This window comes from Streptomyces sp. NBC_00443, assembly GCF_036014175.1.
In the GTDB taxonomy this organism is placed as follows: Bacteria; Actinomycetota; Actinomycetes; order Streptomycetales; family Streptomycetaceae; genus Streptomyces.
This window is the reverse complement of the sequence record NZ_CP107917.1, coordinates 2,495,402-2,508,785: the sequence shown is the minus strand read 5'-3', so window position 1 is coordinate 2,508,785 and position 13,384 is coordinate 2,495,402. Positions and strand designations below refer to the sequence as shown.

At 65.4% G+C, this 13,384-nt stretch carries 14 protein-coding genes; 9 read left to right on the top strand and 5 right to left on the bottom strand.

The window, feature by feature from the left end; translation table 11 throughout:
• Positions 1 to 19 precede the first annotated feature (19 nt).
• Both OHO27_RS11040 and OHO27_RS11035 read right to left on the bottom strand, forming a co-directional pair.
• Positions 20 to 1,297 (bottom strand): WXG100-like domain-containing protein, encoded by a 1,278-nt coding sequence (locus tag OHO27_RS11040; RefSeq protein WP_328422740.1) that lies wholly within the window; start codon positions 1,295 to 1,297, stop codon positions 20 to 22.
• Positions 1,294 to 1,617: a hypothetical protein gene (locus tag OHO27_RS11035; protein WP_328422738.1), complete on the bottom strand. Its 324-nt coding sequence runs from the start codon at positions 1,615 to 1,617 to the stop codon at positions 1,294 to 1,296. Before OHO27_RS11035 ends, OHO27_RS11040 begins: the two co-directional genes overlap by 4 nt.
• 864 nt (positions 1,618 to 2,481) lie before the next feature.
• On the opposite strand from OHO27_RS11035, the gene OHO27_RS11030 reads away from it, so the two are divergent.
• Positions 2,482 to 3,960 (top strand): hypothetical protein, encoded by a 1,479-nt coding sequence (locus OHO27_RS11030; RefSeq protein ID WP_328422736.1) that lies wholly within the window; start codon positions 2,482 to 2,484, stop codon positions 3,958 to 3,960.
• A 311-nt stretch (positions 3,961 to 4,271) separates the two neighbouring features.
• On the top strand, positions 4,272 to 5,534 hold the full coding sequence (locus OHO27_RS11025; RefSeq protein ID WP_328422734.1) for an outer membrane protein assembly factor BamB family protein: 1,263 nt from the start codon (positions 4,272 to 4,274) through the stop codon (positions 5,532 to 5,534).
• Between the two features lie 380 nt (positions 5,535 to 5,914).
• On the opposite strand, the gene OHO27_RS11020 is transcribed toward OHO27_RS11025, so the two are convergent.
• Positions 5,915 to 6,499 carry a hypothetical protein gene (locus tag OHO27_RS11020; protein WP_328422732.1) on the bottom strand — a complete coding sequence of 195 codons (585 nt, stop codon included), beginning with the start codon at positions 6,497 to 6,499 and terminating at the stop codon, positions 5,915 to 5,917.
• A gap of 41 nt (positions 6,500 to 6,540) precedes the next feature.
• Positions 6,541 to 7,077 carry a hypothetical protein gene (locus tag OHO27_RS11015; RefSeq protein ID WP_328422730.1) on the bottom strand — a complete coding sequence of 179 codons (537 nt, stop codon included), beginning with the start codon at positions 7,075 to 7,077 and terminating at the stop codon, positions 6,541 to 6,543.
• A gap of 172 nt (positions 7,078 to 7,249) precedes the next feature.
• Here OHO27_RS11015 and OHO27_RS11010 point away from each other — a divergent pair, with 172 nt between their 5' ends.
• The 7 genes from OHO27_RS11010 (at position 7,250) to OHO27_RS10980 (ending at position 12,472) form a co-directional block, all read left to right on the top strand.
• Positions 7,250 to 7,576: a hypothetical protein gene (locus OHO27_RS11010; RefSeq protein ID WP_328422728.1), complete on the top strand. Its 327-nt coding sequence runs from the start codon at positions 7,250 to 7,252 to the stop codon at positions 7,574 to 7,576.
• A 21-nt stretch (positions 7,577 to 7,597) separates the two neighbouring features.
• On the top strand, positions 7,598 to 8,767 hold the full coding sequence (locus tag OHO27_RS11005; RefSeq protein WP_328422727.1) for a WXG100-like domain-containing protein: 1,170 nt from the start codon (positions 7,598 to 7,600) through the stop codon (positions 8,765 to 8,767).
• A gap of 343 nt (positions 8,768 to 9,110) precedes the next feature.
• Entirely contained in the window at positions 9,111 to 9,698 is a 588-nt protein-coding gene (locus tag OHO27_RS11000) for a hypothetical protein (protein ID WP_328422726.1), read from the top strand.
• 230 nt (positions 9,699 to 9,928) lie between these two features.
• The gene (locus OHO27_RS10995) at positions 9,929 to 10,342 is read left to right on the top strand and encodes a hypothetical protein (protein ID WP_328422724.1); all 414 of its coding nucleotides are present in this window, start codon (positions 9,929 to 9,931) and stop codon (positions 10,340 to 10,342) included.
• 134 nt (positions 10,343 to 10,476) lie between these two features.
• Complete coding sequence (locus tag OHO27_RS10990; protein ID WP_328422722.1) at positions 10,477 to 11,607, top strand: hypothetical protein; 1,131 nt, start codon at positions 10,477 to 10,479, stop codon at positions 11,605 to 11,607.
• A gap of 104 nt (positions 11,608 to 11,711) precedes the next feature.
• A complete protein-coding gene (locus tag OHO27_RS10985; RefSeq protein WP_328422720.1) occupies positions 11,712 to 11,996 on the top strand; it encodes a hypothetical protein in 285 nt (94 codons plus the stop codon).
• A 74-nt stretch (positions 11,997 to 12,070) separates the two neighbouring features.
• A complete protein-coding gene (locus OHO27_RS10980) occupies positions 12,071 to 12,472 on the top strand; it encodes a hypothetical protein (RefSeq protein WP_328422718.1) in 402 nt (133 codons plus the stop codon).
• A gap of 100 nt (positions 12,473 to 12,572) precedes the next feature.
• Here the strand turns inward: OHO27_RS10980 and OHO27_RS10975 are convergent, their stop codons facing one another.
• The gene (locus tag OHO27_RS10975) at positions 12,573 to 13,118 is read right to left on the bottom strand and encodes a hypothetical protein (RefSeq protein ID WP_328422716.1); all 546 of its coding nucleotides are present in this window, start codon (positions 13,116 to 13,118) and stop codon (positions 12,573 to 12,575) included.
• Positions 13,119 to 13,384 lie beyond the last annotated feature (266 nt).

Genomic DNA, 13,384 nt, shown 5'->3' with positions numbered 1-13,384 from the left:
CTTGTTCCGTCTGAACTGTTCATCCGAAGTCATCCACCAGACTCGTGTTCTTTGCGTGTTCGCGGAGCTGCTGGGCCGTCTTCTGCTGCCCTTCGGCCAGATCGTCCTCGATGCTGTCCGCCTCCTTCAGCCGGTTTCCGGCGGCTCCGAACTCCGTGCCCGCTCGGCTGCTCGTGGCCTCGTCGCGAAGTGCGTTCTGCTGCTCCTGCGTCAGCCCTTCAGCATCGGCTCCGGTGTCGGGCGTCGTTTGGTCGCCGTTACCCTCGCTCGCTCCAGCAGCTCCGTCCGTTCCAGCCGTGCCGGCGGCGCCACCGGAAGAGCCGTCCGCTGCGCTGTTCCCGTCGGCTGCCACACCGGAACCACCCTCTCCGTTGCTACTCGCCTCCCCGGCGCCCGAACCGTGCGTCATCCCGCCTCCGACGCCCCCGCCGGCGGCTCCGGCTCCGGCCCCGATCAGCGACTGCGACCAGTCGAACTCGTCGTCCTTGTCGGCCCACGGGCCGTAAGCATTGGCGGCATCCCCGACCATGCTGCCTGTCGCGCCACCCGCAGCAGCTGTGCCGATCGACTCGCCGATCCCTCCCCCGAGCCTCCCGCCAAGAGCCGCATCGGCAAGCTTTCCCATGCCTGCCCCAGCCATCCCGCCGACGAGGTTGTTCTCCCACTCGGGGCCCTTGCCACTGATCAGGCTGGTGGCCACTCCGTTGCCGAACTCGATCGCGGTCCGACCGCCGAAAGTACTGCCGAAGCGAACGCCGTACTGCAGAAACTTGCTCGAGTGCTCAAAAGTCCGAAGCTTCTCGAACCAACGGGCAATCGTGGCGAGGATCCTGCCGAGCCTCGCGGCAGCGGTGGCCGCCTGCCCGGCAAGCCGGGCCGCGTTCGCGGCGCCGGCGGCAGCGGAGAATCCGAGGGTGATGAAGGAGGTGGCGATGGAGACGCCGATCGTGACACCGATCTCCGCGTAGATCGCATGGATCTCGCTGTTGATCTGTTCGATCTTGTCCGCCGCCTCGTTCAGGCCCTTCTTGGCCTCGTCGAAGCTCGGTTGAGCGTCCTCGACGGACTTCTTGACCTCTTCCCAGTGCTTTACGAAGGCATCGGCAGCCGGCCCCCGCCATTCGTCGCCGCAAACGTCACGAACGACCTTTTCCATGTGGACGACGAACTTGTCGAGGGAATCGCCCATCGTGCCCCACGCCTTGGCCGCGTCACGCAGAACCTCTGGCTCGCCACCAGGGTTCCAGAGCTCGAGTCCGGCTTCGTGAATGGTCTCCGCGACCGACTCGTCACTCACGCGTTCTCCACCTTGAACAGATCCTCCAAGGCATGCTCGGCTGCTGCGGTGTTGTGGGAGTTCTCGGAGAGGTTGTCCGCCATCTCATACAGATGCTCCTGCAACCCCTGGATCGCCTTGGTCATGTGGTTGGCCAAATCGATGTACGCGGTGGTCACTTCCTCTGACTCCGTCAGGAACCCGAAGCCGTCGTGGATGGCCTCGCCATCCGTCTTCGGCTTGAACTTGGCCAACTGCTCCCCGAGTTCATCGCCCTCCTTCTTGAGGGCCCCGCTCAATCTTTCGAGCGCGGAGTGGCCGATGTAGAACCCGTCTGACACAAGGTCCCCCCTGAGTGTTACGGCGTGACACACAGTCAACCTGCGGCTCTGCGCCTATGTTTCGCGAGTGCTAAGCGGAATCGTCGATTTTGCCAGTCGCTGACTGCGGCTCCGCAGGTCCGGGGAGCCTGGAGCGCATCTGCACAAAGATTCACGCTTCTCCCTCAGTTCCAGCACGACGGACCTGCCGGGGCGTTCGTTCACCGAGTACCTGGCCAGGGAGCTCTCTTAGACCGTGTGCTACGTAGTGAGGCGTCGCGGTTCCGGGCACGGGGCGGTACCGGCAGTTGGATCGTTCTGGACGGGCTGTGGGAGATCGCGAAGCCGCCATCATCCACTGCGCCGCTTTCACGAGGCCGGGCGGCACGAGCTTGACGACGCCGGCCTCATGGACGTCGTCCGCGTCGACCTCGACGCCGCCCCGTCCGCCCCAAGACCTGCTTCCGCCTGGAGCCAAGCTGCAGCAGTTCTGAATGCCTGAAAGGAACCGGACGTGTCTCAGCGCACTGACGTCGCCCGGCCGGGTTTCGCGCCTCCACCCAAGGCTGCGACGAGATCGCCCGCACCGTGAGGGAGTCCCGCCGCCAGCGGGCCGACGATGCGCCGCTGCACTCGCACCGCGGATCTTTGCAACTTTTGATCACACTTTCTGCACCGGAGCCCCATGGGCGCAGGTAAGGGCCGCGTAAGTCAAGGTCATAAGGTGTTGTGTGACCTAGCGGGAGGATGAGTGGGGCAGCGCGAATGCCACTCAGAGAGCCTGCACGCATCGTCCATCGAGGGCTTGGGTGAGTCACCCGTCCTCTGCCGTGTGTGGCCGGACCGCATCGTGCCCCGCATCAGAAGTCCGTGTGAAAGGTTGTCATGTCCTATTCCACGCCACCGGGAGCGCCGGGGAACCCCGGCCCGTACGGGGCACCGGTCCAGCAGCAAGGGTGGCATCAGCCATCCCCGCCACCCCCGCCTGGCAACCCCGGCGGGGGCAAGGGGCTGAAGCGCGTCGTCATCGGTCTGCTGGTCCTGGCCGTGGTGGCCGTCTTCGCAGTCGGCGGGTTGGCTCTGTACAAGGCTGCCGGCGGAGGTTCGCTACCCGGTGCTCAGGGCGGCGGCGATGAAGAGCAGCAGATAATGAGCTCGGATGAGGTCGAGACGTTGCTCAACGGCCGGACGGCCGCCTTGAAGGGTGGCGAGGAGGACGAGTTCCTGGAACCCTTCGTCGGCGCGGCAAAGGAAAAGCAGCGCAAGATCTTCCAGAATCTACGGAAGATCCCTTTCGCGGAGAGTAAGTACATGGTCCTCAAGCAGACGGGCGACGGCTCGGACGAGTGGGGCTCCGATGTGAAGCTGACGCTGGATGTCGCCTTCGTGCATCAGATCAAGGGCGTTGATGTCCGACCGGTCTCAGAGTGGTATCGCTGGACGGTTGAGAAGGAGTCCGAGTCGGCGGAGGCAAGCATCAGCGAAGTGGGGGGATCTCCGGGTGCGGCCGCGTTGGCCAACGCGGTCTACTATCCGGCTCCTTGGGACCTCTATGACGACATGTATGTAAAGCGCCAGGCGCACACGATCACAATCTCGGCCAGGAAGAACGCCGTCGACGCCGACCGTTTCGCGCCTATCGTCGAGGCAAGTGCCAAGAAGGATCTCGAACTGTGGGGAACGAATACGTCTCCAGTTTCGAACACCCCAGAAGGCTTTCTCGTCGTACTTGAGCCGGACCGTAAGACGTACACCAAGCTGTACAACAACGACGGCGACGACCTGGGGTGGGACGCTGGAGAGAGCGTACCCATGCCTGCCTTCGACGCCGGTAACAGCGGTGGAGAAGATCAGCTCCAATACGGCGGTGCCCGCATCAAGATGGACACCTCGACGAGCCGATTCACGTCATCGGCATGGCAGGCGGGTGTGGCAGACATCTCTCGGCATGAGATCGCGCACGCCCTTGTTCAACCGCAGGACCCCGGTGCTTACGGCAACGATGAGAAAACGAGCATTCGGGCCTGGGTCGTCGAGGGGTTCGCGGAGTACGTCTCCTACCGGTTCGACCGCGCTCAAGGCGAGGAGCGGGTGCGCCGTGATCTGGCGGGCGAGGAGTTCAGCGGTCAATTGCCTGGTCAGGACTTCGAGGTGGAGTACAGCTCGGTCGGCGCGAACTACGCCCTGAGCTATCTGGCCATGCGTTTCATCGCGGAGAAGGGTGGCGAGGAAGCGTTCTTCGAGTTTGTCGTGGCCCACTATCGGACGCCCACGCAACTCGATCAGCAGCTGCAACAGGCGGTTGGCATGAACGAGCGTGAATTCCAGGCCGCGTGGGCCCAGTACGTCAGGAGCAATATCTGATGAGCGCCAACGGACCTGGCCCGGGTACTGGCCCTTACGGGCAGCAGCCCTCTCCGCCGCCCCAGCCTCCGGTGCCGCCACAGCAGGGCCACGTGCCGCCGCAGGGGTACGGCTATCCTCAGCAGCCACCTGCGACACCACCGGGACAGCCGGGCTACGGCTATCCCCAGCAAACGGCGCCCCCGCAATATCCGATAGGCCCCCAGCCAGGCTACGGTCAGTCAGGCTACGTCCAGCCAAGCCATCCACCGCAGTACCCCGGGGCGCCCGTTCCGCCTGCACGGCCGCGGAGCAAGAAGACCGGTCTGATCGTGCTGCTCGTCGTAGCGCTCGTCGTGCTCGGCGGGGCCGGAGGCGCCGCGTGGTATTTGATGGTGGGCTCCGCTACGCAGCCGCTGTGGAGTGTGCCGTCGAAGTCTGAGTGGTCCTTGAGCGAGCAGGAGGTGGACGGCACCTGGTTCACCGAGAAGGCTGTGGTTCAGACCCTGGCCGGTGGTGTGAAGGCTTACGACCGTGACACCGGAAAGCAGCTGTGGGCCACGCCGCTGCCCGGGGCGGGAAACCAAGCTTGCGTCGCGCCTTCCGTCTCCGACGGCGGGATCGGCGTCGTTGCTTACGGTGCCTCGGGAATGGGGGGAGCAAATGGTCAATGTGACCACGTGGTTGCGTACGACCTCAACTCCGGCAAGGAATTGTGGCACAAGGCCTTCAAGGTGAAGGACGAGTTCAAGACCGGTGGCGAACTGTCGGTGGCTCGGGCCGGCGAGATCGTCATAGTTACCACCGACACGGAGCAGAAGGCCCTCAAGGTGGCCGACGGCACCACGGCATGGGACGTGAAGAAGGTAGTGCCGAGTGGCTGTGAGAGCGGCACGTACACCGGTGGCACGAATCTGATCCGTACGACTTCGTGCCTTGAGGGTGGCGACGAGTTCACCGGGGAGTGGTCGACCGAGGCGGCATTGGTCGACCCGGCCACCGGCAAGCCGGAGTGGTCGAAGCGGTTCGGTGAGAATGAAGCGGAGATGGCGCTCTCCACCTCCCCGCTCGTCCTCAGCGGGGAGAAGGGGGTATTCGCGCTCGATGAGAAGTCCGGCGAGCGGCGCGCCAAGATTCCCGGAATGACGGAGAAGTACTACATAAACACGGAGGAGGACGGAAGCCCGATGCGCCAGGCCGCGGGTTTTGGGAACATCCTCCTCATGGGGGTGGGGGAGCGGGACAGCGCAGACAGAGAGTCGAATACCCTTGTCGCCTACGACCTGGACACCGGCAAGGAACTGTGGAAGGCGCCGACCGGCAACACCATTCATTACATTCCACTGAGGGACACGGGTAGTGAGCGTCTCCTGGCGTACGTCAACGAGGGTGCCGAGAAGCCGAAGCTGGTGGAGTTCAATCCCAAGGATGGCGCGATGACGACGGTCGCCGAGTATCCGGAAGAAGTGAACAAGAACATGAGTGGCGGCGAGTGGCCCTTCTGGCACGACGGCGTCCTCTACGTCACCTCAGTCGGCGCCAGCGTCAGTGGCGATTCGTACGCTCTCGTGGCACTGCCCACGACGGCACCCTAGGCGCCAAGTAGGCGGCGAGGCAGTCGAGATGGGCTGCCTCGCCGCCGAAGCCGTCTCCGCATTTGCTCATCGGCTGCTCCACCTCAGTCAACGTCGCCAATACCGAGCGCAAAATGTCGTGGACAGGCTGGCCGAACGGTCGCCGAAAGCTCGCCGCCACGACAGGCCAGCTGAAGCCGGACATCACCGGTCCGGAGACCTCGCCGGGAAGGTTCGCCACCGTGACCCGCTGCACACTCACAGCGGACGACGGGAGCACCTTGGGGGCGGCGGCCACTGTGTCCGCAGTTGACGGAGAAAGAGCAATTTCGAGAGGGGAAGAGCCGACGGGCACCTCAGCCCCGGCGCTGCCCGGCAGACGGGTGGCGCCGAGGCTTTCGTCACGCGAACAGCCCCACCAACAAGCTGGTGACAAGCCCGACTCCCGCCACCAAGGTCGTGATCAGGTAGGGCCGGAACCGGCGCCGGCTCCACGGCTCCGTGGAGGAGAAACCGGTGGTGGCGCCCAGTACGCCGATCGTCAGGGGCATCAGGCCACCGAAGAACCACGCGCAGCCGATGGCGATGGCGCCGAGCCAGCCGCGGTCCAGCCGGTAGGAGGTGTCGCCGGTCTTGAGGGCCTCGATGACGAAGCCGCGTTGGTGCAGGGCATCGCTCTTGAGCTCGGCGTTGAGGTCCTTGACCGAGCCGTCGGTGGCCGTGAAGGTGCCGTAGCACCACCTGGTCTTCGTCTTCTTCCGTGAACTGTTCGACGTGCTGGAGCGGTACTTGTAGTCGACGGTGCAGGTCTCGACGGTGAGTTTGCCCGGGGTGGACGTGGCGTAGGTGTAGGGGCCGAGGTAGGCGCCGAGGGCCATGAGAACGAGGCCTACGAGGATCAGGCCCGCGCCGATTAGGCGGCCGAGGTTCGTCCGGTCACCTGGGGCGGTGGCGTTCGGCGCGGTGGTCCCGTGCACTTGGGTCATTGAGGGTTCCTCAGATGGGGGTGGGGATGGGGATGCGGGTGTCACAGGACGAGGGCGCACACGAGCGCCGCCAGGGCGCCCAGGGCGAAGAGGCCGCTTAGGACGGGGCCGGTGACGGACCGGCCCGGCAGGAGCTGCCAGGAGGCCGTGAGGCCGGGGCCGCCCCGGCCGCCGAAGCCGGTCAGGAGGCAGTAGACGCCGCAGGCCAGCACGGAGACGCAGAACGCGAGAATCGCGGCGTCGTCCCCGGGGTCCCGGTCCTGCGGTTGCTCGAAGGTCTCATCCACTTGAACCACAGGGATTTTCGACCCGGGTTCGAAACGCGATGACGTTTCCACCACCACGTCTTGGTAGGCGGCCTTACCGTCTTGTGCGCTCCAGTTCCCGGTGCAGCTGAACTTGAGTTCCGTGGAACGCCTGTGCGTGCCGTAGTGAGTCTTCGTGTGCGTTTCGCATGAAGAAACCGTGAGGGTTCCTTCGGTACCGTCACCGGAGAGTTCGCTGCGCAGTTCCGGAATGGTCACCGCGGCGACGACCCCGGCCACGAGGAGCAGTCCCAATCCGAGGAGTCGGCCCATCCGCAGACTCCCCGTGCTGCCGTAGCGCGGCTGCGTTGTCACCACTTTTGGTGTCCCCTTGAATAACTTGACGATCTCTTGACTGGCGGTTTGGCGGGGCGGTGCGCGAGGAGTCTAAGGTATCGGTCTGTCGCCAATATGAAGTACAGCAAGGGCAGTTCGGGGGAGAGCCATGGAGTTCGACACCTTTAGCGTGGACACGGATGTACTACGCAGGCAGGGCGGGAAGTTCACCGACCTCGGGGGCGATTTCTCGACCGCGTCCAAGCGGTTTCAGGACGCCCTCGAAGGGCTTGGAGAGCCCTGGTCGGAGGCGGACTTCGGGGAGATCTTCGGGCAGGTGTACACGCCGATTCGCGACGGAATCTTCACATCGATGGACAGCCTTGCGGAACGTCTCCAGAAGATTGGGGACAACCTGCAGGGCATGGCCCGCAACTACGACGCTTCGGATACGTCGAACGGCGGCCTGATGAACGGGATCTCCGGTCAACTCTAATTAAATTCGGGGGATATTGGTATGTCGCTCACACTTCCCGGTGAGCTTGTCTGGGTGCTTGACCTCCTCGGCTACACCTGGCCGGAGGTCGACGAGGAAGCGCTGCACAAGGTCGCCGAGGCCTGGCGGGCTTTCGGTGAAGACCTCGAAGAGATCCAGAGGGAGGGTGAAGGATTAGCCCGCACCGTCGTCGCCCACAACTTCGGTACGGCTGTGGACGGGTTCAGCAAGGACTGGGGTGCCTACACCGGCGCGAACGGTGAGGACCGCTACCTGCCGGATGCGAAAACCGCGTGTGAAGTGATCGCCTTCGCGTTCGATGTGGCCGCGGTGGCGGTGCTCACGGCAAAGCTGGCCGTGATCGCGCAACTCATCGCCCTGGCCATCGAGATCATCGCGGCGCAGGCGGCGGCTCCCTTCACCTTCGGACTGTCCGAGGTCGGTGCGCTGGGCGCGACACAGGCCACACGGCTGATCGTCCGAGAGCTCCTGGACCGGCTCAAGAGGGAGGTCATGGAGGCGGTCACCAAGGCCATGGAGCACGCCACCATGGACGCCGTCAAGAAGATCGCGAAGGAACAGCTCGAGAAGATCACCAAGGAGAAGGTCAAGCAGTTCGCCAAGGACCAACTCAAGGATCAGGCCAAGCAGTTCGTCCAGGAGAAGGTGGTCGACGCCGCCAAGGACAAGGCCAAGGAAGCTGCCATCGGAATGGCGCAGAACATCGGCCAACAGAGCGTCGAGACCTACTTCGACGCGAGGTCCGGTGTCGATCTCGGCGAGACGGCGGACGTAGCGAAGACGGCGGCCGGCGACTACGTGGACGACCTCAAGAACGAGGTCACCGGGGGCGAGGGATCGACCTTCGCCGACTACGTGGACCCGACCACGCACGTGAACAACGCCGTGGACACCGCGACGGAACGCGTCACTGGGGCGGCCGGCGACCGCGTACAGCACGGTGTCGACGCGATCAGCGGCCGGGGTACCGACGCCACACAGGCGTCCGACGGCCCGGCAGCCACCGCCTCCGGCGCGGGATCCGGCTCCTCAAGCTCCACGGGCACCACGCAGGCGCCCAGCAGGACGGCGGCCACCGCCTCCGCGGCGGCTCCGGCGGGATCCGGCTCCTCCGGTTCCACCGGGTCCGCGGGGGCTGCGGACGACTGGGCTCGCAACGAGTTCGGATGACGCTGCGGAGACCGTCCCCTGACATGCCGTAGTGGGCTGCTGCCCCCGCCGATGTGCCTCGCGGCGCAAGGGGCGGTGGGCGCCGGGGTGGGGTGCGTGCTGTGGTCACCAGCGCCAGTACGGTGTGGGGCGGATGGCCCGCACGTCCACAACCGGAGGCCGACGTACGGGATTTCACGCTTGCCGCAGACCCGAGCAAGCAGGCCGATCCCATGCACCTCAAGCAGGGCCTCGTGCGTTAGGTTTGCGGGGATGATCAAGTGGGGCGGGAGGTGTCCTTCCGGTGAGCAGAGCTGACCGTATGCGGGAGACGCCCGCCGACCGGGCGAGGGCGTGCGTACCGGTGGGTGAGGTACTGCGCGGCGAACACGGGGTCTTCTTGGCCGGCCGTGCGCCGAAGCCCGGCTACTTCCGGCGGCCGCGCGCGCTGCGATCCGAGCGTCCCACGCTCGGCAGCTGGTTGACGCTGCCCCTGAACGGGATAGCGACGCTCTCCGGCATTACCTGGAATCCGTTCGAGGCGTTCTTCGAAGCGGTCTTCTGGCGTGAGCCGAGCAGGAAGCCGAAGCCCGGCGAGCCCTTCCAAGGCGGCTGGGACAGCATGGCCGGCCACCTGGCTCGCGCCGTACTGCCTCGGACCAAGAACGGCACGGCCGTCATGATGCAGATCACCGACCGCCGGCTGCAGCTTGTGTACGTGTCCCGCGCCCGCTCTTTCACGGGCATGCGCGGCCCGGTCGAGGTGGGGTGGGTTACTGATCTTCGTAATGTGACCTATGTGCGTGACCGAGGCGACGTGGCGGGCGGCGACCACGAAATCGGCTTTGTCGACGGTTCGTGGTGCTCGGTCCACTTCGGGGGCCGCGGCTGGAGCCGTATGGCGTCGGCGTTCCCGGTCAGATTGAGTCACCTCGATCCGATTCCTGGTTGAACAGGAAGGAATTCGGAGGATTGAGGACATAGGTAATCAATCCTCGGTGAATGATGGTGAACGATCGAGTTCGCGAAGTCGGCGGCTTCTGAAAGGCCAACGAGCCGCAGTCGTTGCTGAGTTGAAACGGCCGGCGAAGGTCCATGCCCGGTCGAGTGTTGAAGCGTTCGCAGATGCGTTGGTAGGTTCACGCCGGTCGAGACATGCCGACCCTCCCGATGAGGTATCCCTTGGACAGCGCCGCGAACAGCTCCGACAAGCGCGTAGATGACTCCGAGTTTCTGGAGATGACCCAGCAGGACCCCGCCCAGGCCAAGATTCTGCGGCAGTCCCTTGAGCATCTCGCCTCGGGGCTCGGCGGCCCCGCGATGAAAGAGATGGCTCAGGAGGTCCTCTCCGGTCGTATGGGGCTGCGCGAGGCGGCCGATGTGTCGGCGTACGCCGAGGAGGCGGTGCAGCAGTCGGCGCCGCTTGCCGAGAAGTGGGCCGCCATGTCCGACAGTGAGCGTGAGGCGCTCGCCGTTGACGGGGAGCGCCGGATCGAGGAGGAGCGGCGGCGGCTCGATGACGAGCGGCGTACGGAATCCGAGAACCGTTCGGGTACGAAATCGCGTCACGACGGGCGCGGCTGGTCCTTGTACTGATGGTCCTTGTACCGATCCTTGTACTGATCCATGTACTGATCGGCCCTGGTGCTGAGCGGTCGCCCTGGTGGCGACCGGCCGTGCCCGGCGGCCGGACCGCCGATCGATGAGCTGATGCAGGCGATGGGGGAGATGTGAGCTTTCGTGTAGAACCCGGTGCGATCGACGGCTTCTCGAAGCTGGTGGGACGCGCCGCGGACGGCAGTGCGCAGGCTGTCTCGTACACCGGCACCCATGCGCAGATCGAGAAGTCGGTCGGCGGTGAGGCCTGGGACCTGGTCGCGGGTGACCACGATCAGTATGTGAGCGAGGCCAAAAAGGCTCTGGAGAAGGTCAAGAGCCTGCTGGAGGCGTCCGAGAAGGAGCTGACCGGCACGGCCAAGTACTACCGGGAAACGGACAGCGGCGAGGCGGCGAAACTCGACGCCACCTATCCGGGTTCCAAGGTGTCGGACGGCGGGTCCGGTGGTGACCCGCAGGACTTCTCCGACGCCAGTGACGCCGCGGACACGCTGAAGCCGCCCGGTGATCCCAGCAACCCCATCGTCAAGTACGCGTCGGGCCATGCGGACGAGTACAAGATGAATCCCGTGCAGAAGACGCTCGGCAGCGTCCTCGACCTGGGCAGCCCCTCGGCGATGGCCGTGGAGGCGTCCAAGCTGCTCTTCGACTTCGACCCCTTCGGCGTCTGCACGAACTGGGTCTTGGGGGACTGGAACAAGTACAACGACTGCTCCGACGTATGGGGCAACCTCGCATCGTTCTGTGACTCGGTGTCCGCGAATGTGCACAAGGGCACCCAGAACGTGGGGCTGACCTGGGACGGCAATGCCGCGAACGCCGCCAGCGTGTATTTCGACGAGTTCACCAAGAAGCTCGACGAGATCAAGGAGACCTTCAAGTCCCTGCAGCAGTGTTATGCGCAGGCCGCGCAGATGGCGTTCCAGTTCGCCGAGTTCCTGAAGTCGTTCCTGGTGATGTTCTGCGACCTGCTCGTCATCTGGCTCGTCAACCTGCTCGCGGCGCAGGCCGTCAACGCGATCCCTGTCGGCGGTCAGGCCGCGTCGATCGCCATGTTCGCGCTGGCCGCGGCGCAGGCCATCCGCCTCATGCAGATGTGGGCCGAGGCGGCCAAGGCCTTCGACACCTTCGCGTCGGCGCTGGCCGCGCTCGGCGTGGTCATCTCGGCGGCCGTCAACGGGTTCTCGGCGGCGGACGGGTTTCCGCAGGTGGGTACCGGTGGTTACGACCATGCCGCGGTATGAGGGCATGAGGGCATGAGTGGGCATGAGGACATGAGCGGCATGGGCGCCAGGAGTCGTCGGAGCCGTAGGAGTAGCAGGACTAGAAGGAGAGAGCGGTCCGGGTCATGAGTTTCTTCGGTGGGAGCAGCGACCTCGAACTCTTCCTTTCCCGGTGCCAGGTCCTGAGCGTCAGTTCGGTGCCCGTCTGCCTGGCCCTCATGGTCTTCTTCATCACGGAGGAGGGCTGGCATTTCAGCCTGCTCCTGTGTTGTGTCCTGCCATTGATCGCTGCCTACCTGGGCGTCCGCGGCAAGCGGGAGATCCGTGCCGGGATGGCTGCGTCGGGGCTCGCTCTCGCCGTCGCCACGCTGCCGTTGTCGTTCGTGTTGGCGTCGCTTGAGGGTGCATAGCGCCAACTCCGCGTGGCTTGTGGCGGTTTGAGGCACCGTCGCGCCGCCGGTCGTGACCGCTAAGCTGCACTGCCATGACTACGGGTAGCGATGGAGCGGCCAACAGGCCTGAAGGGACGGGCGGGCAGCCGCTTTCCAGCAGTTCTGCCGGGGCGAGCGCGGACGAGCTGCGGGTGGAGTTCCAGGCTCAGGGCCGACAGGGGCTCGCGGAGGAGCGGCGGCGCGACGCGCGGCAGGCTCGAGGGATTTACGCGGCGATCGCGGGGTTGGTCGCCGTGGTGTGCCTGGGCCTGATGGTCGTACGTCTTGGGCAAGGGGATGCGCTCGGCGTCTGGGTGGCCACCTATAGCGTGGGTGTGGCCCTCGGTGGTTGGGGTGTTGTGCTCGCCCGGACCGGTCACACGCGGTGGGCGATGATGGTGGCGTGTATCGGCGGAGCGTTGGCGGCTGTCGGTGACAGCCCCGCATTCCGCTGAGGCGGGCCGACTGAAAGCCGCCGACTGAAGGCTGAGCGTTCGGCTCAGCTACCGACCGGGGGCCAGGCGGTGGCCGCCCGGATCGGCATCCGAAGAGACGTCACGCCGGACGGCGCTTGTTCCCGACCAGGTAGGCGATGCCCCAAGCGGCGGCCGCGGCGAGCACGAGGCCAAGCAGGGAGAACCAGTCGACTCCGCCGGTGGTTTCGTCGGTCCACCAGGCTTTGGCGGGCCAGAAGGGCTCATACCTCATAAGGTCCCATACGGCACCGGGCGACTCCGCGTCGGCGAAGACGAGCGGGATGGCGTTGGCGTAGCCGAAGAACGCGCCGAGCGCGGCGATGATGGCACCACTGATCCAAGCGCCGTTGCTGCGGTGACCCACCGTGCCGATCAGGAAGCCGACTATCGCTCCGTTGAGCAGCGCGTGACCCAGGTAGAGGGTGTTGGCCGTCGTGACCGACTGGTCCTTGTACGTGGCCAGGATGAGACCGCTGTAGAGCATCGACACGATGACCGACGCGAAGAAGCCGAGGAAGACCGCGCCCACCGGGTGACCGCTGGCGTTCGGCTGCTGCCCGAAGGGGGGTGCTGCCTGGAAGTGCGGCGCCTGGTGCATCGGATACGCGGATTGCATCGGTTGCATCGACGGCTGTCCTGGAGCCGGGGGAGCCCCGGGGTACATCGGTGGCTGCCCGGGGACGGGCGGCGGTCCGGCCTGCATCGGAGGCTGCCCGGGGGTGGGCGCCGGTCCGAACCCCGGCGGCTGCTGCGGCGGCGGGGCGGGCTGGGTGTATGGGTTGCTGGGGTTCTGAGGGGGTTGTGGAGGCTGCGGTGGCGGCTGGAACGGTGGCTGGCTCATTGAAATCCCACTGAGTGAATAGGTAAGAACAGCAAGTTATCAGTGAGATC